This is a genomic window from Paenisporosarcina sp. (genome assembly GCF_049671445.1).
Taxonomy (GTDB): domain Bacteria; phylum Bacillota; class Bacilli; order Bacillales_A; family Planococcaceae; genus Paenisporosarcina.
In genome coordinates, this window is the sequence record NZ_JBATUX010000095.1 from 1 (window position 1) to 20930 (window position 20930).

12 protein-coding genes are annotated in these 20930 nt (G+C 37.5%); 1 reads left to right on the forward strand and 11 read right to left on the reverse strand.

Features of this window, described 5'->3' with window-relative positions; genetic code table 11:
* The coding region (locus WBG45_RS11935; protein ID WP_424414830.1) for a LysM peptidoglycan-binding domain-containing protein at positions 1–1293 on the forward strand (1293 nt) is incomplete at its 5' end.
* Positions 1294–1459: 166 nt separating this feature from the next.
* Here the strand turns inward: WBG45_RS11935 and WBG45_RS11940 are convergent.
* The 11 genes from WBG45_RS11940 to WBG45_RS11990 all read right to left on the reverse strand — a co-directional run bounded on the left by WBG45_RS11940 (position 1460) and on the right by WBG45_RS11990 (position 20115).
* Positions 1460–2959, reverse strand: a complete 1500-nt coding sequence (locus tag WBG45_RS11940) for a trypsin-like peptidase domain-containing protein (RefSeq protein WP_424414832.1) — start codon at positions 2957–2959, stop codon at positions 1460–1462.
* 114 nt (positions 2960–3073) lie between these two features.
* Positions 3074–3910: a hypothetical protein gene (locus WBG45_RS11945; RefSeq protein WP_424414834.1), complete on the reverse strand. Its 837-nt coding sequence runs from the start codon at positions 3908–3910 to the stop codon at positions 3074–3076.
* Between the two features lie 21 nt (positions 3911–3931).
* The gene (locus tag WBG45_RS11950) at positions 3932–6196 is read right to left on the reverse strand and encodes an N-acetylmuramoyl-L-alanine amidase (RefSeq protein ID WP_424414836.1); all 2265 of its coding nucleotides are present in this window, start codon (positions 6194–6196) and stop codon (positions 3932–3934) included.
* 37 nt (positions 6197–6233) lie between these two features.
* Positions 6234–8660 carry a SpoIID/LytB domain-containing protein gene (locus WBG45_RS11955; RefSeq protein WP_424414838.1) on the reverse strand — a complete coding sequence of 809 codons (2427 nt, stop codon included), beginning with the start codon at positions 8658–8660 and terminating at the stop codon, positions 6234–6236.
* 983 nt (positions 8661–9643) lie between these two features.
* On the reverse strand, positions 9644–10993 hold the full coding sequence (locus WBG45_RS11960) for a cell wall-binding repeat-containing protein (RefSeq protein ID WP_424414840.1): 1350 nt from the start codon (positions 10991–10993) through the stop codon (positions 9644–9646).
* 158 nt (positions 10994–11151) lie between these two features.
* Positions 11152–12195, reverse strand: coding sequence for a glycosyltransferase family 4 protein (locus tag WBG45_RS11965; RefSeq protein WP_424414842.1), 1044 nt, complete (start codon positions 12193–12195; stop codon positions 11152–11154).
* Between the two features lie 158 nt (positions 12196–12353).
* Complete coding sequence (locus WBG45_RS11970) at positions 12354–13472, reverse strand: glycosyltransferase (RefSeq protein WP_424414844.1); 1119 nt, start codon at positions 13470–13472, stop codon at positions 12354–12356.
* Between the two features lie 26 nt (positions 13473–13498).
* Positions 13499–14215 carry a WecB/TagA/CpsF family glycosyltransferase gene (locus tag WBG45_RS11975; protein ID WP_424414846.1) on the reverse strand — a complete coding sequence of 239 codons (717 nt, stop codon included), beginning with the start codon at positions 14213–14215 and terminating at the stop codon, positions 13499–13501.
* Between the two features lie 57 nt (positions 14216–14272).
* Positions 14273–15559 carry a nucleotide sugar dehydrogenase gene (locus WBG45_RS11980; protein ID WP_424414863.1) on the reverse strand — a complete coding sequence of 429 codons (1287 nt, stop codon included), beginning with the start codon at positions 15557–15559 and terminating at the stop codon, positions 14273–14275.
* 130 nt (positions 15560–15689) lie between these two features.
* Positions 15690–18146 (reverse strand): cell wall-binding repeat-containing protein, encoded by a 2457-nt coding sequence (locus WBG45_RS11985; RefSeq protein WP_424414848.1) that lies wholly within the window; start codon positions 18144–18146, stop codon positions 15690–15692.
* A 112-nt stretch (positions 18147–18258) separates the two neighbouring features.
* A complete protein-coding gene (locus tag WBG45_RS11990; protein WP_424414849.1) occupies positions 18259–20115 on the reverse strand; it encodes an LTA synthase family protein in 1857 nt (618 codons plus the stop codon).
* Positions 20116–20930: the final 815 nt, after the last annotated feature.

Below are 20930 nucleotides of genomic sequence, written 5' to 3' on the forward strand. Positions count from 1 at the left end.
ACATCTGCATTAGCGACAATGATTGCAGTTGGGGACGCGGAAGCAAGTTCTTATACCGTTAAACCTGGTGACTCATTATGGAAAATAGCATCTGCAAATGGAACTTCAGTTTCCCAAATTAAAGAATTAAACAACTTATCCACAGACTTTATTTTCCCAAAACAAACATTAAACCTATCAGCTACTAAAGCTACTGCTCAATCAACACCTGCTAAGCCTAAAACTGTTGTAACAACTGTATCGACTTCGACAACAGCTACTCACACTGTAAAAAGTGGTGACACATTAGGTGCGATCGCAGTTAAATTTAAGACAAGCGTATCATCTATTCAATCTTTAAATAACATTTCAAATCATATTATATATCCTGGACAAGTGTTAAAAGTAAACGGCACTCAAGCTACAGCGCCTGCTGTCACTACTCCAGCTAAAACAACAAAACCAGCTGCACCTAAAGTAACGGCTCCCGCTCCTGCTACTTCATCAACATACATAGTAAAAAGTGGTGACACATTAGGTAAAATTGCGAATCTGTATAAAACGACAGTAAAAAACATACAACAACTAAATAACATATCTTCACATATTATTTACCCAGGACAAAAGCTTAAAGTTTCAGGTACTGTTCAAGCTACACCGCCAGCACCAAAACCAGCAACACCTGCTCCAGCACCAGTAGCACCAAAACCTGAAGTGCCAACGAATCCAGCAAACACAGTTTACACAATTGTGAGTGGTGATACATTGTCAGGTATAGCTTACCGACACCGTACAACAGTAGATCAATTAATGAAGTGGAATAACTTAACGTCAACTGCACTTCGTGTCGGTCAAAAATTAAAAATTGGAGCAACTGGTGAAGTTTCACCAATATCCGCTCCTTCTCCTGTGCCAGTAGCACCACCAACAGCTGTTAGTGGGTCGCTTTTTGAAAAAGTGATGGCTATTGCTACACCTTTACAAGGGATTCCTTATGTATGGGGAGGTGCTTCAAAGTCTGGATTTGATTGCTCAGGTTTCATTTACTATGTATACAAACAAGCTGGTCTAGATGTGTCTCGTACGAACACAACTGGCTTTGATGCTCGCTCTTACGATGTGTCTAAACCTATACCAGGTGATTTAGTCTTCTTCTCGAACACATACCGCCCAGGTATTTCTCATATGGGTATCTATATCGGAAATAACCAGTTCATCCACGCTGGTGGAGATCGTGTCCAAATTACGAGTCTAAGTAACTCGTATTGGGGTTCGAAGTTTGATAGCTTTAAACGTTTATACGCAGCAGATTGATTACAGTTGAATTTCCTAGCTAGTACCGAACTTCGGTATTAGCTTTTTTTGTTTCTTTTCAAAAGTTTCTTTATCAAAATATTCCCTGTCATAATAAGGATAAACATATATATACAAAAAAGGCGATTCGAAAGTCTATGTAACTTAGACTTAGAATCGCCTTTCTTTATTCTACTGCTGGTACTTCTTGTTCTGTACTATCAACTTCTGTGTTTGGTTGTTGTTCTTTTACTGGTTCTTTTTCATCATCCGGTGTTTCTTCAACAACCGGCTCTTCTTCAACAGCTGGTTCTTCAGTTGTTTCATCTGTACTTTCAGCCTCTGCTTCTGGATCTTCCGTTTCCGTTACGTCTGTTTTAGTAACGGCTTGAATCATATAGTCTCCATATTCATCAATGATCACTTCGTAGACAACTTGTTCCTTTATAATAGAAGGTTCTTTATCTTTTTGTGCTACTTTCGTTTCAATCGTTGTTGTCACGAGTGAACGACTTTCTTCTATTGTAATGTCATCGATTTGGAACTTTTCAACCGTGAAGACATAGTTTTTATCTTTCAGACTATTAATGGCTTCACGTTCTGTACGATACACTTGCGAGTCTGCTTGTAAGTAACCTTCTAGATAGCTGAAATTCACTTCGTTTTGCGCGTACGTGTACAACGTCATGTACCCTTCAATAAAGAGGGTCAATAACTCTTCGTCGAAGTAGGCATCTTCTAAATTTGGTTTAACCGGTTCTTGTGGTGTTAACGGATTCGCTTCCCAAGATTTTAACATTTGATAAACAGAATAGACTGGGATGCTATATCCAATAGCCGGATTGTCCGTCAGGATAATCGAGTTAATGCCGATTACTTTTTCAGTAAGGGCATCTATCAATGGCCCTCCACTACTTCCTGGAGCGATACCTGCATCCGTTTCGTATAAGTCCGTATAAATAAAGTTTTCGTTAAAATCTCTACCTGTCGCCGTAACATTCCCTGTTGTAGCTGTATTCGCTTTATTATTCGGACTGCCTATGGCAATAACGCTTGTCCCAACAGTTGATTTCATTAAGTCCATTTCCAGTGGTGGCTTACCAGCAATTTCATCAACTCGAATCAATGCCACGTCAACCGTATCAGAAATACCAATGACATTTCCGACGAATTCTTGACCCGTGTTATTAACCACCGTAACCGTACCGTACCCTTCTACCACATGTGCATTAGTCACGATATCCCCTTTGTCGTTATAAAGGAATCCTGAGCCTTGTTGTGAATCTGTATAGACTGTATAGACATTAGGGAGTAAAGACGCTAGGATAGCCTCTTGATCACGTTCTTCTACCCGTTCCTCTACAACAACTGGTTGAGTAACATCTGGTTTCTCTGTATCCGGTTGTACTTTCTCAGGAGGAGTTGGTTTTGGTGTTTCGTATGTTACAGTTCCTTCTGGTTTTTCCGGTGTTTCCGTTTCGACTTCAGTGTCATCTGGAGGCTTTACTTCTTCCGTAGTTTCTTCTACTTTAGGAGGTTCTTCTTTTGATTCTTCAACTGGCTTTGGTGCAAACTGTAGCCATAACATGAAACCTGCAACTAGAGCAATTGCAAGTAATAATATAACGGTTTTAATAGATGAAGCTTTTCTTGGAGTAGGTTCATTATATCGTTTAGGTTCTTTCATGCCATATCACACTCTCATTTAAATTTCACTTTCTTATAGCCTATATCCCATTTGACGAGAGTGCAAACAAAAAGTTGCAGCCCGTTTATAAAAAATGGACTGCAACTACTCTTCTTACTCTATACGATTCAATTCCATAATAGAGGCTGATTCATTGTCTCCATTTTTTGTAATCACTTCTTCTTTGATTACTCCTAACCCCTTCGCATAATAAAAGCGAGAGATCGTTTGTTGATTGGAAGTTTCTGAAATAATCGTTTGTTCAATCACAATGACATCTTTATACGTTCCAGCAGGTACCTTCAAAGTTAAATCATCTTGTACCACTTTCCATGCTTGAGAACCAGTTTGTTTATTTAACGTATCAATATATACTTCTGGAGCTGATGTAGCTTCAAACTTATCAATCGTCACTCCAGCCGTATCCTCAGAGTTATTAAAGAGCATCGTAAGCTTAGTAGGTGTCCACTCCGAAATTTGTATCGTCTCCACATCACCAAATGTAATCGATTCTAGTAAACGATTGCCTTTGACAGCTTTAACTTCGCGTACAATTTCAAACTCTTCTAGTAAGAAGACTTTTTTCATTCCACGTTTCGGCATATATTCTACAAGCCCTTTATTTTCTACAACCGCTTCTTCACCTTGAGTGCCGTCCGTCACACCATCTTCCTCCGCTTCATCTGCTGATTCATCTGGGTTCTTTTCTTCGACGTCTTCAGTAGACTCCACATCCTCAGTAGACTCTACTTCTTCTTCAGTAGAAGCTTCTTCCGTCACTTCTGGTTCTTTTTCTTCTTCTTTTGGATCAGTTTCAGTCGTTACTTCTTCTTTAGTTACTTCTTCAGTGTTGCCTGAGTCTTTTTCAATGTCGTTAAACTTAAACGAGTTTTCGTCTGAACAAGCAGCGAGAATCAGCATAAGTGGCACGATGGCCAATAATTTCTTCATCGAACCCCTCTTTTCATTCAGTTATTTTAACTTATCAATTTCTGCTTTAACAGTAGTCGGAACGATTCCACCTGTATAAAGTGAAGTTGATGTTACTCGTTCTTTTAAATAAGACGTTAACGTAGGGCGTAATGTTTCAGAAATTGAGTTACCTACGATAAACAATGGTGCTTGATGCTTACCTGACAATGAAGATGATACTAAAGCATCTGGATAGTTAGTTCCAGTAGATACGACAATTGTCGGTGACTTAAATGTATCGCTAAAGTGATTAATTAACGCTGCATTTGTACCATATCGGTCTTTACCAGAAAGTCGTGTTACATGATCTGATCCAGCTTGTACTTTAATTTTCTCTTCTAGTCCCGCTGAAATGACTGATTTCCCACCAACGATGACTGTTTGTTTACTATATATTTGATCGTTAATTGCAACCGTATAAGTAGTACCATTACTTAATACGATATGCCATCCTTGTAGCACCGCCACACTTGTTGCAGTTAATGCATCCGGGAAATTGCTTCCTGAGGCGATAAAGATCCCTTTAGCTTTTGGTAATTTACTATTAATTATTTCATTCGTTTCGTAGCGCGTTTCTCCAAAGATGCGTTCAATTGCAATAGTCGGAATCCCTTTTTTCAATTGACTTTCTACATCTGTTGATAAAGCTCCTACTCCACCCACTAAAATTACACGAGTCGCACGTAAACGTTTAATTTCAGCTAGAACTTCAGCTTTCAAACCGTTTGCTGAATTCAATAAAATAGGTGCATTTCCATTTTCCATCGCAAGTGGTCCAGCTGATAATGCATCTGCAAAATCTTGACCAGTCGCTAAAACAACAGTTTTGTCTGTTTTTGTTGAGTCAAATCCGTTAGGATACAATGATTTCGATACTTCAATTGCTGTTAAGTAACGAGACTCCGCACTCATTGTTTTACTCACTTTAGCTGGTGTTGTTTGTACTGGGTTCTTGTAAGTGACAGCTTTTGTTGTTGTGTCATAAACAGAAGTACCCGGCCATAACGCTGCATAGTTTTGTGCTAATGTTTTATCGTAAAATGCTTTGATTGTTCCTTTTTGATTGTGACGCACTTCAAATGCTTGTGGCAACACAGAAGACCATAGTGTGTACTTTGTTTCTGTATTTTTAAGAGTCGCTTTAGGTAGAGATTCTGCAACTTCTCTTGCCACTTGTCGTTGATATTGTTGGTCGACTATTTGTTGATTAGGATCTAGTACTGAGTATTTCTTAGCTAAGTAGTTTGACCACTTTACTTCACCTGTTGGATGGTGCACAACACGTGTGTTTTTGTATTTACTAGCAAAAGCAATGGCTTCTTTTTCTGTTGAAAACTTCGATTGAGCTAATTCAATTGACGTGTGATACGCATGATAGTCATACGATGTATTGTTGAAAATAACTGCACCTGCGCGTTTATCAAATACTGTTACATTTGTTTGCGTACCCGCATACGTTAATGCTTCACTTTTAGATGTGAACGTTTTTAAGATTGTGCCTTTGTCGTTTTTCACATGGAAGATGTTAAAATAATCATCCACTCCATTTGCAATCGCTACAGCAATTCCTTGTTGGAATGAAGCTGTTTTAACTTTCGCTTCTGCCAATGGACTAGACATGTAATCTACTTCTGATAAAATGGCCGGAACTTGTGCATTTCTTGTCACATAAAGACTTTTGTGAACAATCCCTCGTCCTTCTTTATTAGCACCTGAATTAATTACACTTTGATGCGTCAATTTCGCTAATCTAGCACTCTCTGGTGAGTATTTAATTTGCAACGGATCTGGTGGATAAAGAGGATCTAATTCGTCTTTATTATAATAATACGTTTCATATCCAGAATACGTTGGTGAACTACTTGCATTATGGTGGACTGACACAAAGATTGAGTTGTCATTGCGACCTGCTACCATTTTATTTGATAAGTCGGTACGCACTTTTAAATCTTCAGCTGCAGATACGCTAGAAAAATGCATATCTGTTGTTCGCGTCATTTTCACTTCATAGCCGCGAGACTGTAAAATACTTCTTAAGCGTAAAGAAACTTCTAAGTTAGCTGTTTTCTCATAGTAACCAGTCTTAGAACCTGAATATCCACTTGTTCCTGAATATTTCCCACCGTGACCTGGATCGATCACTATTAATGGTTTCGTAGAGACTTCTGCTGCTTGAGGTGAAGACACCGGAATACTAAGGACAAATAAGGCTACACATATCACTTTAATTAAGTTTTTCAACAACGTTTCGTTCCCCGCTTTCATTTCCCTTTATTCTTGGAGGGGTATATCCCCTCTCTAGTTATTTGATATAATCTTTAGCTTGTTCGATTGCAATTCCTTGATAATAGAAATCGAGAATACCCTCTTTACCGTCTTTACCTTCTGCTGTATGTCCAGCTTTGCTTCGTCCATATGCTCCATATTGACTCATTCCAATACCATGTCCGAATCCAGCACCGTTTAGAGCAAATTCGGCATTTGCGACTCTATCTTCTACAGTAAAATCAGTACTCTTTAATACCGTGCCGCCAAATAGCGTACGGAGTTGAGCTCCTGTTAAGTTAATTTCAGTTGTGAATTTTTTAAGCGTTCCACCGATATATTTAGACAAACTATATTTCAACTCTTTTGAAACAACTGTTTCTCCACCTAGGTAATATAATGTTTTCGGTTGCTTAACCGTTTCAAGATAGTCGACCGGTATTTTATTAGCATCTGGGTGCAACAATAAGATAGAAGAGTTATTTTTTGCACCTAATACAGAACCTGCAAGTGCATCTATAAAGCTGTATGCATTTCCAATTACTAGAGATTCACCAGGCATTACGAATTTTTTATTGATTGCAATACTTGTGTCTACTCGGCTTGCTCCAAACGTACGATCTATTGCATATCCCAAGTTCTTCAGCGTAGTTTCCACTTCAGTCGATACCACATTAGAACCACCTATTAGATTGACACTCGTTTTACCGCTATTTTTCAAGTAATCTTTCGTAGCTTTTGAAACATTTATTCCTTGTTGAATGATGATTGGAATTTGGTTACGTGCAGCATATGGACTGATTGATAAAGCATCCGAAGAATTTTCGTCACCAGTCGCAAAGAATACGGACTGTGAGCCACCCACAAGTTTTGCAATTTCAATGGATGTTTCCGTACGTGATTTCCCTGATACTCGTTTTACCACATAGCCTAAATCTTCTAATCTATCTTCAACGTCAGGTGAAATTGCTGATATTCCACCAAGTAAGTAAATAGTCGCTTTCGGATTTAATGAATCTTTTAAATATTCCTCGACCGAAGCTGGTAAAGAGTTTGGACGTGTTAGCAAGATTGGTGTATCCAATTTATTTGCTAGCACCGAGCCCGCTAATGCATCAACAGGTAAGTCACCACGACCTAATACGGCATTGTCACGTTTACCCGTCCAACCTTTTTCAGCAATTTGAACGGCTGTTTCGTAGCGTGATAAACCTGCTAGTGTTTCAGATTGAGCACCTAGCTCCATCGCGTAATACAAGCTATTATCCGGATTTTTTTTACTTGCATAATAAGATAAGTTAAACGTGATATCTTGTACTTTTCCTGTATTCGTAAAATCGATCGTTTTAATACTATTAATAGAATCAATTTTAATAGAGTCCATCGTAGGATCGATTGCTTTTAATTCCTTCAATGCTTGCGTTTTTAATTTTGAAAATGCTGTGCGACTAGTTGCATATTCTACATGTGAAGAAAGCAGATTGTTTTCAGTTGTCGTATTCCACCAACTAGCAGGATTTGTGAAGTCTAACGCAGTTGTACCGGATAGTTGAGACTTTTTAAAATGAAGCTGTTCGGCTTCCTTCCATTTATGTGCAGTATCAAATGTATCTGCTTGCGTCTTGTTCAGATAGTCTAGTTTGCCAGACCAATATTGTTGAGGCAGTTCCGTTTGTCCTCCGTTTGAAGATGAGAAATATGCGGTAACAAACCCTGTCGAACCATTTAATTTTTTATACGTCATAATCATGCCCTTTGTTGATTCAACGGCAGATGTTGTGTTCACGTTAAAACGGTCAAAGGCCGGGGATATCTCGTCCCACACAAATCCTTTATACACTTGGAAATTAATCGTATCATCAATTTCTAACTGACTATTCCCATTCATTTTAGCGAAAATGTATGAGCGAGCAGAAATCGCTTGTGAACGAAGGGCTTCTTGTCCACCGTTCAATCCACCCCAACTTGCTGGCATTTCTCCAGGTAACACACCTTTTAAATAATCTTCAAAACCTAAAAGGTTTACTGGTTGAATTTGCTGGGTATTAGAAACCGTATCTAGTCTAAAAATGATTGTTCCAATATGTGGTCTTTTTACAGAAGACTTCATATTTTCTAGTAATATATAATTCTCTTTAACATACTCTTTTGGTTCAAGAGTTACAGTCGTTAAATCTTTTTTAAGTAATTTAGTACCTTCGAAAAGTGAAACTTTCGAATTTTGAATAGCTAATTTATACGTAACACCTTTTGTTAAAACGATCGTGCCATCCTCTTTTAATATAGTTTCTCCCTTAGGGATAAATTGATATGTTTTAGAAGGGCCTAAATTATTGGTTAATTTCACTTTCACAATGAAATTTTCAGTATCCGTGGCAGCGTGAGCGGGGTTAGAATCAGAGAATAAGAGAAGTAGTGCGAAAATAAGGGTGATAGTGGAAATCAATTTCTTATGTTTATACATTTTTCGCCATCCTTTGTTTTTCTTTCATTATAATAAAATATTGTCCATTATTATATCGAATTCTGACAAATGAATAGTTGTACCTTGCAATTTTTTTTATTTTTCGACAAAATCGAAAGACACATGACTTTTGACCGACAAAAATATTAGTCATAGAAATATGTCTTGCTTTATATCCATATAGTAGGATACATATAGTTCCTTTTTGGGTTATGTGTAGATATTTTATTAACATTAAATATTCCTTAGCGATGAGCCTGCTAAGGACCGAAGGTTCAAAACGCATTCATTTGGCAACACCTTTATACCCCACTTCCTGTGGGGCATGAGAATGAGCTGTCAAATGCTGTTATAAATAAGTTGGGAATTGGCTCCCTTTCCGCGAACGAACGGGCAAGCCTCCTCACTCGTACCTCGTTGCGGGGTCTTGCCCGCCCGTTTTTCGCGGGGAGTCGCATATTCCCTAACTTTCTACTTAAATTGAAGCTATAGAGATGCTGACTATTAAATAATGTTGTCTGGAGAAAAGAAGAAAGAGTACATTTTCGCCTAGCAAGCCGCATGAGCAAATGCTAGGTAAAAAATAATAGTTTTACTTATCTAGTTATATATAAATAGTGAGTCTGGTATTTGACTGTTAGGTAAAAAGCTATTCTAATTATCTTTTTGAGGTAATCTCATAAACGACTTTCGATAAACGATACTAGAATATTTGAAATGTAATCCTTTGCATTTGTTATGAATTTCAATCATTTGATTGGAGTGAAGGGTGGCGACTCCAGCGGAAAAAGTGTGTCCAGGTGTGACCCCACAGAGAACGGAGTGAACGAGGAGGCACACGGACCACCCGCGGAAAGCGTCCACCCGTAACGGAAATCGAAAGAATCTCAAGCACAAATGGAAAATATAGAAGAATGTTTTTAACAAAACCATATAAAAAAGCCTCCTAAATTTTCATTTAGAAGACTTCCGGCAAATCTATTTTATTTGAAACGGTTATAACTTGTGAATTTATCTTTCCAGTAATAATCCGTTACTTTATTAATTTGAACTCTATCTCCACCAGCATGAATAAACGAACCATTACCTATGTAGATTCCCATATGAGAAATTCCAGCTTTATACGTGTTAGAGAAGAATACAAGATCTCCTGGTTGTGGTGAAGACACTTTAGTCGTCATGCTGTAATAACCCGATGTATTTGTACGAGTTAATTTAATTCCTGCTGCATTGTGTACATAATAGATATATCCAGAACAGTCAAAACCAGATGGTGTCGTACCACCAAATACATATGGTGTACCTAAATACTGTTTTGCTTTTGCTACTAACTTATCATTCGTACTTGCTACAGGCGTCGGGTTAGATACCGCTGTTACGACTGGTTTTGTTGCTCCAAGCGCGTACTTTGATACTGCTTGTTTCCCACCAACTACTTTAAGTGAGTTCATTTTTTTATTTTCGATAACATTTTTAGTTGCTGCTGGTAATGTATCTTTTCCGACTAATAGAACAGGTACTCCTTTATTAGCCGCGTATACTGAACCTGTTAACGCATCTGCGTAACTCACACCAGAAGCAACTAACGGTACACTTCCTGTTCCTGGGTAATATTTATCTACAACTGCTTTCATGGTACCATATCGATCTTTACCTGATACTCGAGTAGCAGATGTTTGTTTTAATTTGTTTAAAACAGAATCACGAATTGCGCTTGTTCCCCCTACTACAATATAATTCGAATATTTTTGTTTAAAACGAATCTCAGAAGGGGTAGTTAATAATATAGGCATTCCTTTTTGAGCTGCGTATGAAGCGATCGCTAAACTATCAGCGAAAGATGCTCCGTTTACAACTACCGCTGTCGAACCGCCAACTTGAAGTGCGATATTTTCAGCTGTTTCGTATCGATTGTCACCTTCTATACGTTGTATTGTAGGGGTAACAGTTTTCAATTTTGCTTGAACGGTCGAAGAAATTGTGCCTTCTCCACCTAGAATAATCGCTTTTTTAGCGCCTAAACGTTTAATTTCAGCAATAACATCTGCATCTATGCTTGATTTCTTTACTAATAGAATTGGGGCTTTTAATTTTTTTGCAAGTGGTGCTCCTGCTAATGCATCTGGGAAGTTTTCTCCGGACGCTATAATTACCGTAGTGGCACTATTCCATCCTGTTTGTGAAACTTCAATTGCTGTGTGGTATCTGCTTTCACCCGCAATACGAGTGTAATCTCTAATTGTATCATCATTGGCTTGAGTAGTTGTGTTTGCTGCGACTAAGGAAAGGGTTGTTGCTAACACGATGGAACCAAGAATTTTTTGGATTTTCATAGGTTAAGGGTAAACTCCTTTTTTCTTCATTATTGACTAGCTGTTTATGATTTTAACATGCATAATGTTATATAAACATTACAGTATTATTACATTTTGTAACAAATATGTATCAAAAAAAGCCGAAGTGCTATGCACTTCGACTTTTTTTTTATGTTTTAGTTGCCTTTATACTTCATAAAATTCAGTAATGGCCGGTAGTTTTTTCCTGCTAAACCAATTAGTTCGACAACGATTTCTATTGCGACAAACAGCAATGAAATAATTAAGATGCCTCCCCAAACTGTTGATTGAGAGAATAAAATTCCTGCTCCTCCGAACATTGCTGCCATTCCATAAATTAACAATACGGTCTGTCTATGAGAGAATCCCGAATTGATTAAGCAATGATGCAAATGCGATTTATCAGGTGCAGAAAGCTTTTGTTTAGTACGTAAGCGACGGAAAATCGCGAAAAACGTATCCGAAATCGGTACACCTAAAATGATGACTGGGATTGCTAAAGAGATAAATGTAATATTTTTAAACCCTAGTAATGACAATACAGCGATCATGAAACCTAAGAAAAGTGAACCTGTGTCACCCATAAAAATCTTCGCTGGGTAGAAATTATAAAACAAGAATCCAAACGTACTAACAGCTAACATCAACGACATGGCTAAAACGAACATATCTTGCATGATAAACGCCATAACTGATAAAGTTAATAATCCAATCGTCGATACTCCAGCAGCTAGTCCATCTAATCCATCAATTAAGTTGACTGCATTCGTAATTCCTACAATCCAAATTATAGTTAGGAAAGCACTTAAGAAACCGAAATCCAACACTCCACCGAATGGTAAATTAATAAATCCAATTTCAATATTGCCTAAAAATACGACAATTCCTGCCGCAATAACTTGTCCACCTAATTTAATAATGGGACGCAACTCATATAAATCATCAAACATTCCAGTAAGAACAATAATAAATGCTCCTATAATGATAAATATCGCATCAGGAGATTCTGGACGATATATAAAAAAACCTATAATAAACGCTAAGAAAATCGCCAATCCGCCAAGTCTAGGCATGATTCGCACATGCACTTTACGATGATTTGGTTGATCGACCGCGCCAATTTTAATCGCAAATTTCTTGACTAGAGGTGTAATTAATAGCGAAGCAATAAATACACAAATCAGTGTTACCACAAACATATTGTTTCCTCCTTGCATGTATCGTGCACTAAATTAGACGATTACATCCACATTATTATAGCATGACCATGTGCAATATAAAGGAGAATTTAAATCCTATTATACTAGCTTTACCCTTTTGAAACTATTCTAGTCATTCCATAAGACGTACTATCTATTTAAATAGTTTCATTTATCATACTTTGATAATTTTGATACAGCGAATTTTGTAATTGTGTGTTGGAGAAGTTCGCTTTCGCATGTGCATTAAGCAAGTGACCCATTTGTTGTAACGATTGAGTTTTCTTTGCTACAAACGCTTCAGATAAGGCTTTTGCTAATTCATCTACACTTCCAGGTTGTACAATCCATCCAAGTTCCTCGTTGATAATCAAGTCACCAACTCCACCGACATCCGTCGTAATGATTGGCGTATGAGCGTTTGCTGACTCCAGTAATACGAGTGGAAAGCTTTCACTATACGAAGTTAACAATGACACATCTGCGAGTGACAACAATTGGGGAATGTCTTTTCTGAATCCGACAAGTTTCACTTGGTTCGACAAGTTTTTCTGCTTAATCAGCGATTCGATTTCTTTACGTTCAGGACCATCACCAATTAGTAATACTTTAAAATCTTTTAGAGGTTGCATTTGTTCAATTGCCTCAAGTAATACTGAATGCCCTTTTACAGGATGCAATCTGGCAATATGAACAGCTACAAAATCTTTTTCCGTTAGGTTGTACTCATTTTTAAGATGGATTACTTCTTCCTCAACATCCAACTCTTCAAAGTCTATGCCATTAAAGATCGTGGAGATTTTTTGTTCTTTCACTCCATACGATACGAGCATGTCTTTAAATCTAGTGGATACAGCAAAAATATGATTAGCTTTCTTAATCGCTCTCCGATTCAAATACTGAAAAATCATTGCCATCGGTTTTGGTTGATGCATGAAATCAAGTTTCGGGTCACTGTGCACAGTAATCGCCCATGGAATCGTCAACTTAGAGGATATATTGTTCATGATGAAATTTGCACGCGGTCCGTGTGAGTGGACAATTTCAATGCCATTTTGGTTAATATGTTCAAGAATTTTTTTATTCACGCTACGGTCTATTCTACCTTGTTGTTGAATGACCGTAACTTTAATCCCTTTTTCTCTCGCGTCTTGTGCAAATGCACCTTCCGTTAAGAGTAGCAATTCCGCTTCAAATGGCGCATCGTGAAAAAGTTGAATCAGGTGCTTTTTAGAGCCACCCGTTTCTCCTCCACTAATGATGTGTAAAATCTTCATGTTTGTCCCTCCAGCTAACTTAAGTGTTAACGATTACGTTTGCTTGCCACTCTTAGTAAAAAAATAGGTAAAGCTAATTGGCGTTTGATGCGTGAAGGTTGTTTAATTAAGCGGAACAACCATTCAGTTCCTGTTTTTTGAAACAGTTCTGGTGCTCGTTTGACATGGCCACTAAACACATCGAAACTACCTCCAACGCCTTGAAATACATTTACATTCAGTTGGTCCATATTATTTTTGATAAATAACTCTTGTTTCGGACTACCAAGAGCCACAAATAAAATGTGAGGCTGTGCTTCGTTGATAGCTGTAACGATTTGTTGTGTATCTTTCACATAGCCATCTAGTGTTCCAGCGACAATCAAATTCGGGAATCGTTCTTTGATGTTTTGAGCTGCTTGTTGAACGGTTTCAGGTGTCGCGCCATACATGAAGATTTTCAATTGCTTGTTGTTCGCAAGCGTCAATAAATTCTCCATCATGCCAATCCCTGTTACTCGTCCTCTAACATTCCCACCACTTAATTTTGATGCAATCGACACACCAATGCCATCTGGAATTTGATACGTAGATTCGTTTAATAATTGACGCAGAGTTGGATCTTGCTCTGCCATCATAATTTTTTCGGGATTAATGGCTACAATACGTACTTTTTGATTTTGTTGGATATCCTCTTCAATTTGTTTCATCAATTGTTGCTCGTTTAATGTTGTTACATCAACGCCCATAATATTTTCTTTCAAGCTCTCATCCCTCCAAAAGAAAAAGACATTCCAAAAAGGGAAATGTCTTTTATTCCTTTAACCAATTGGATTTCCTTTTCCATCACCAAGTTTATAAACGGTAAATCCTGCCGCTTCCCACTCTTCGCGGTCAATGCAGTTTTTAGTATCCAAAACAATGCGCGTTGTCATTAACTCAGCAAGTGTATGTGGATTCATTTTTTTGAAGTAATCATGATCTGTCAAAATAACTAATGTGTCAGCGTGTGTAATCGCATCCTCAAATGATTGTGTTTGAGAAGGAACCTTATTTTCAAGCACATGCGGATCAAACGACACTAAATTAACGTCTTCATGTGATAACTTCTCGACGATTTCCATTGAAGGACTTTCTCGAACGTCATCAATATTAGATTTAAATGTCAAACCAAGCACTGCTACACGTGGATTTCTTATATGATTTGATTTTAATATTTCAAGTGTTTTGTTCACTGTGAAATTTGGCATCCCGTCATTCGTTAAACGAGATAAGTGAATGATTTTTGCTAATTCATTTTGTTTCTCTACTAGGAACCAAGGATCTACTGCGATACAGTGACCGCCAACACCTGGGCCTGGAAAGTGAATATTAACACGTGGGTGATGGTTTGCTAAAGAAATCGCTTCCCATGCATTGACTCCAAGGTTTTCACTTATTTTTGCAATTTCATTCGCAAACGCAATGTTCACGTCTCTGAATGTATTTTCCATTACTTTAACCATTTCAGCTGTCGTCACGTCTGTCATATGGAATTCACCTTTAACAAAGCTTAGGTAAAATTCTCGTGTACGTTCTGCAGATTCTTTATTAATTCCACCGATAATACGGCTGTTGTTGACCAATTCTTCAAATACTTTACCTGGAATTACTCGCTCAGGTGAATGTGAAACAAATAATTCTGTTCCAAATTCTAAGTTAGCTTCAGCTAGAATTGGCATCATCACGTCCATAACCGTACGTGGAGGTACAGTTGATTCAAGAACAACTAAGTTCCCTTTTTTCAAGAAAGGCACGATTGAAGCTGTTGCAGCTTCGATATATTTCATATCTGCCGTTTTTTCAGAAGTAATGGGTGAAGGTACCGCAACAATAAACATATCTGCTTCTTCAGGAGTAGTAGAGACAGTGAATGTTCCTTCCACTAATGATTTCGTCAAATAATCTTGTAGACCTGGTTCTTCTATATGCACTTGCCCTTTTGATAATAAATTAATAGCTCGCTCGCTTACATCGACACCCAACACTTGATAGCCGTGATTTGCAAACATCACTGCTGTAGGTAACCCGATATAACCAAGTCCGACAACACAGATTTTTTTCATTATATTTTCGCCTCGATTTTACTTAGATAGTTATATTCCTCTCACAGTATATCTAAACTTCATATAAAAAGACAGTAATAGCCTATAGGAAAGACCGCCTAATGAAAGACGGTCTTTTCTAATCTATAAGTCATTATTGCCAAACTAATGTCTCAATATGTGTTCTAGTTGGCTCATTTATTGCAGAAATCCCACCTAAATAATTGACATTAGGAGCAGGATTTACCTCTTTTAAATAAACTTGTACATTTTTAGGTACAGAAGTACTCTTTGTTAATAAAATAGGTTGTTTCCATTTAGATGCTAGTGAAGAACCGGAAAGTGCATCGACAATTTGATCTCCGCGCGCAAAGAATACGCCATTAGGATTAGAGAAATACTTAGTTGCAACTGCAGTGGCAGTTAAATATCGATCTTTCCCAGCTACACGGTCAATTGTTTTTACACCCGCGTCTTTAAGTTGACTATTCAAGTCCAGTGGCAGGACTCCTTCTCCACCAATTAACGTCACTTTCGTGATATTATGCTCCTGGATAAATAATTTCGTTTCTTTTCTCAACTTAACACCACTTTGTAATAAAATCGGTACTTTTTTCATTCCAGCAACCGGTGCGATTGCTAATGCATCTGGAGAAGTTTCAGAACCTGATGCAATAAAGATTTCCGATATACTCTGCGCAGATGCAACTTCATTACCTACGACTCTTGCTGTATCATAACGACTTACACCATTTAATCGTTTAACATTTGGATAAATACCTCTAAGAGTTTCTTCTACTTCAGTAGATATCGCGCTTTCACCACCCAAAATATAGATAGTCTCAGGCTTTAAGCGACTTAATTCTTTGGCTATTGGTGCTGTCAGATTCGTCGATTCTGTCAATAGAATGGGTGCACCTTTTTGAGCCGCCAATACACTACCTGTCAATGCGTCAATTGGTAAATCACCACGACCTAGCACAACCGTTTGTGCTAAATCACTATGCCATCCAACATTTGAAATGCGTGCGCTTGTTTCATAGCGACGTTTACCTGATAAATTTAAGACACTCACTTTTTTCTCTGGCATCAAATAACTCGATGCTACATAAGCTACTGTTCCATTATCCAACTGTACTGGCAAGAAGTAATAATGATTTTCTCGTGAATTTGGATACAAAACTTTATACGTCGAGTGGTCTTTATTCACATTCCCCAAAACTTTCACTCTCTGTCCTTTTGCTAATGTTCCAATCGTGCTTGAAATATCCGTTTTGTTTCGTATATTAACGCCATTTTGTGTTGAATAAGCAAAACTACCAACTGGTATTTCTTGCTTCGATAATGTTAAGGAATGAGGGGTCTCGATTAATTTCGTTGAGAACCTCAATAAATATCCATCTTGCAAAGTCGTATCAAAGCTATCCGTTGGAAACGGAGAAATTGACAATAAACCTTGGTTATTCATATGTTTCGTAATGATTTCTTGATACGCTTTAGCATTGGTCTGTGGGTTATTTCTTTCTAAAAGTCCGTTATACGCTAAAATCGCAAAGTACCAATTATCAATATACTTGGGATTGTTGTCATTAACGGTTGGAATTGTACCAGACTTAGAAAAATCCCATTTTTCTTTTAACGTTTTCAATCCTTCACTTATGTTGAAACGAACATCTTCTTTTAATCTTTGAATATAGGCTTCTTTCTCTTCACTCTTTTTATAACGCCAATCGGACACTTGCATAACACCTATACCGATACAGTCATATCCAAGCTTCACGTTCGTTTGATCCCACGCAAGTATTGACCCGTTCTTTTCAGCAGCCTTTTCTGGCGTACAATTATTCGTATAATGAGTTATCGGAATAGAGGTTAGCGGCCAGTATTGGGCCCACGCCCCTTCCTGATAAGCAATCGCTTTGACGATTTCAGCAGGAATTCCTAGCTTTTGAGCTTCGCTCGTAAAAATCTCATTTAACTCCGCATCAGTCGGATTGGTTCCGATTTCTTCTATTATAATATTGTTTTTCACAGCATACTCACCCATATCATTGTTTGTAATGCTCTTAAGCATACCATTACGGGGAGATTCACTTACTTTAGTTGAAATATTATAGATAACTTGGTTCATAGTATCTTTATCAGTCGAAACATCGGTATATGTAAGATTGATCATACCGTCTTCTATGTTATATGTTGCATGCGGGTAGGCTTTAGAAACAAATGTCTCTTTCCATGTCCCATTAACTATTTCGAACTGTTTAAAAATCAATGAATTTTGTAGAGAGTTTTCTCTTAAGAACATCAGTAGAGTTGGTTGCTCATTAATCGTCATAAATGTCGCATGCTCAATTACCATTTGAGCGTTAATTTCGTTAATCTGCATCTTTCCATCTTTTAAAAGACTAAAAGTTACTTGGTCCGCAGATTGATTAATCTGAAGTTGTGACTCTTTATTCGTCACAGTCGATTCCCCTACGGTTAAATAGTAGTCCACGTTTTCACTTGCCTTTGCATCATTCATCCCAGTCAATAAAAACACACTAATTACAACTAATAAAACTCTTACGTTTCGGATAAGACTAACCCCACTTTCAATTATATGTACCATTTTACATGAATTAGAGGAAAAATCTAGCATTTTTAACATAAAAATAGACCACTTTTTTACAAGTGATCTACTTTAAATAATTTATATTCAAGTGGTCTTATGTTCAGTTTCTTTATTCTGTTTGATTTTTTGTAGATGTGTAAGGATTAAGTAAGCTATCTGATAGATTGAATAGTTCTTGCATATCTTCTGTATTTTGTTCTATATACGGTAAATTTAAATCAATGCGTTTCATATCTTCCAAATCGTAAAAGCGTTTTGGAAAGCGAGCATTTTCAGCAATATAGAAGTTTTCATTATTGATGAATGAGCCCCCTGGCAAATAGTAACGCATGCTTAGCAAATTATTTTTATAGTGATATAAGTTCTGTCCCATCACTGGAGTATTTATTTCGATACCCAATAAGTTAAGGAGCGTAGGCATCATATCAATTTGTCCACCCAAGTTCGTATTAATCGTGTGATTCTTATAGATACCTGGAACAGTAACAATAAATGGAATAGTGAACCTGTCTTTTAATGAATATTGGTGTCCTAATAATGAATCCATTAAATCGTTATCTTTAGGTGTCATGGGTCTGCCATGAAGACCAGAGTGATCACCGAATACCACAATAACTGACTCATCATAAATACCGAGATCTTTTAAATTTTGAATAAAGCGACCAATTTGTTCATCCGTGTAACGCACTGACTGCAAATAGTTCCCCACATACGTGCCTTCATATTCTTTTGGCAATTTCAAAAATTCGTCTTTTGGAGGCATTTCAAACGGAGTATGGCTTGTAATGGTCATAATGTTGGCATACATCCGTTTATTTTGTGCCACTTTTTCCTTCACTTGTTCAGTAACAAAGTCAATAAGAACGGCATCAGATGGACCAAACCCAATTACATCTTTATTAGGTATCTCTTTGTCTGTAAATGCCTCTTGGAAGCCTAGTACAGGATACAAAACATCCCGATTCCAGTATTCAATCTCATCCGCATGGAAAGTCATGGATCCATAACCATTTTTATTTAAATAATTGACCATCGAAGGCATGGGCTTTCCTTTTAGGAAATTGACCGTGGCTTCCATTCCTTTCGGATATAAAGAGGTATGCAATAACCATTCAGAATCAGATGTATTTCCTGCACCAATTTGCTGGAATACATTGGTGAATTCCGTGCTTTCCCCCAATAATTTATTAATATTCGGAGTAATCTCTTGGTTATTAACTTCATGTCCCACAACAAATTCTTGCATAGACTCAACTTGAATCACAAACAAATGACGATCCTTTGCTATGCCAAAGCTCTTGTGTTCAATATCTGGAACGTATTCATTTTTCTTCAATTCGATGACTTTTTCATAATCAAAGTCTATTACCTCAACGATTTCAGATTCCTTGAAATTTCGTTGTAACGACTGGGTGATTTGTGTATTTAAATATCCATATTTTTTTGATGTAGCAGACACATCGTAAATGGTAGCTTTGAATGCCATGCTGGGAATAATAATTGATAATATAAGTAACACTGACACTATTACAATATTTACACGTTTTATTGAAAGTTGTTCAGTTTTTCTGAACAAAACAAGAGCGACTATCAATACTATTGTGTCCATGAAATAAAAGACATCACTGGTTGCGTATAAATAAGGTAATATTTCAACAATCGACCCAGCTTGTCCGGTTTGGCTTAAGTCGAAATAGGATGGAACGATTAAGAAGTATCGTTCATACCACGTAATCATTAGCATAAGTATTGAGCTTAAAAGACTAATGATAATCATAAAAGGTATAGGGTGTTTTTTAAACAATAGGAGAACTACAAAATAAGGCAATAGCCATAGAATGGATTCTATTACTAAACCAAGTAGAGATAGGTCATTGAATAGTTCGTATCTGAAGTAAAACACTTTTGCGATAACTATTGCTATTGTTATTGCTGTTAATAGAATGGGTGATTTGATTATTTTCACTAGCTTAAAAACTCCTTTAAAAAAATTCTTCGTGTGTATCGTAGAAATTAAACACGAAATCTAAAAACAGAGACTCTGTCGATTTCCGTTGCGGGCGGACGCTTTGCGACGAGTAACCGCAGGAGCACAGGTTTTTCTCGCCGCCCTCCACTCCAATCAAATGAAGGAAATTCAAAAAAATCCAACGGATTACACTTCAAAGATTCTTTATCATTCATCGAAAGGCATGTATGACATTGTCTCCAAGAACGATCTAAAAACAGAGATTCCGTCGATTTCCGTTACGGGCGGACGCTTTCCGCGGGTGGTCCGTGTGCCTCCTCGTTCGCTTTCGCTCTCTGTGGGGTCACACCTGGACCACTTTTCCCGCTGGAGTCGCCGCCCTTCACTCCAATCAAATGAAGGATTACATTTTTGTATCACTCATCGAAAGGCATTAATGAGATTTCAAAAAGATAATTAAAATAGCTTTATATAGAATATTAAGAAAGATACCAGACTCACTATTATAAATAACAAAATAAGTTAACTATGCTGTATTTATCTGATATTCGTGCTTGCGGCTTTGCTAGGCATAAATGTAGTCTTTTGTTGGTTTTCAATATCAATAGCATTCTTTAATGTAGATTTTCTATAAACTCAATTGCTTTGTATCAGGTAAGGGAATATGCGACTCCCCGCGAAAAACGGGCGGGCAAGACCCCGCAACGAGGTACGAGTGAGGAGGCTTGCCTGTTCGTTCGCGGAAAGGGAGCCAATTCCCACCCTCTTAATAAACAAGAAACTAGTCGTCAATGCACTAGTTCTTCTTTAAC

Coding starts and splice junctions, on each gene's coding strand:
- WBG45_RS11960 (WP_424414840.1), bottom strand. CDS start 10,993: ATGAAAATCCAAAAAATTCTTGGTTCCATCGTGTTAGCAACAACCCTT.
- WBG45_RS11940 (WP_424414832.1), bottom strand. CDS start 2,959: ATGAAAGAACCTAAACGATATAATGAACCTACTCCAAGAAAAGCTTCA.
- WBG45_RS11950 (WP_424414836.1), bottom strand. CDS start 6,196: ATGAAAGCGGGGAACGAAACGTTGTTGAAAAACTTAATTAAAGTGATA.
- WBG45_RS11955 (WP_424414838.1), bottom strand. CDS start 8,660: ATGTATAAACATAAGAAATTGATTTCCACTATCACCCTTATTTTCGCA.
- WBG45_RS11985 (WP_424414848.1), bottom strand. CDS start 18,146: ATGGTACATATAATTGAAAGTGGGGTTAGTCTTATCCGAAACGTAAGA.
- WBG45_RS11970 (WP_424414844.1), bottom strand. CDS start 13,472: ATGAAGATTTTACACATCATTAGTGGAGGAGAAACGGGTGGCTCTAAA.
- WBG45_RS11965 (WP_424414842.1), bottom strand. CDS start 12,195: ATGTTTGTGGTAACACTGATTTGTGTATTTATTGCTTCGCTATTAATT.
- WBG45_RS11945 (WP_424414834.1), bottom strand. CDS start 3,910: ATGAAGAAATTATTGGCCATCGTGCCACTTATGCTGATTCTCGCTGCT.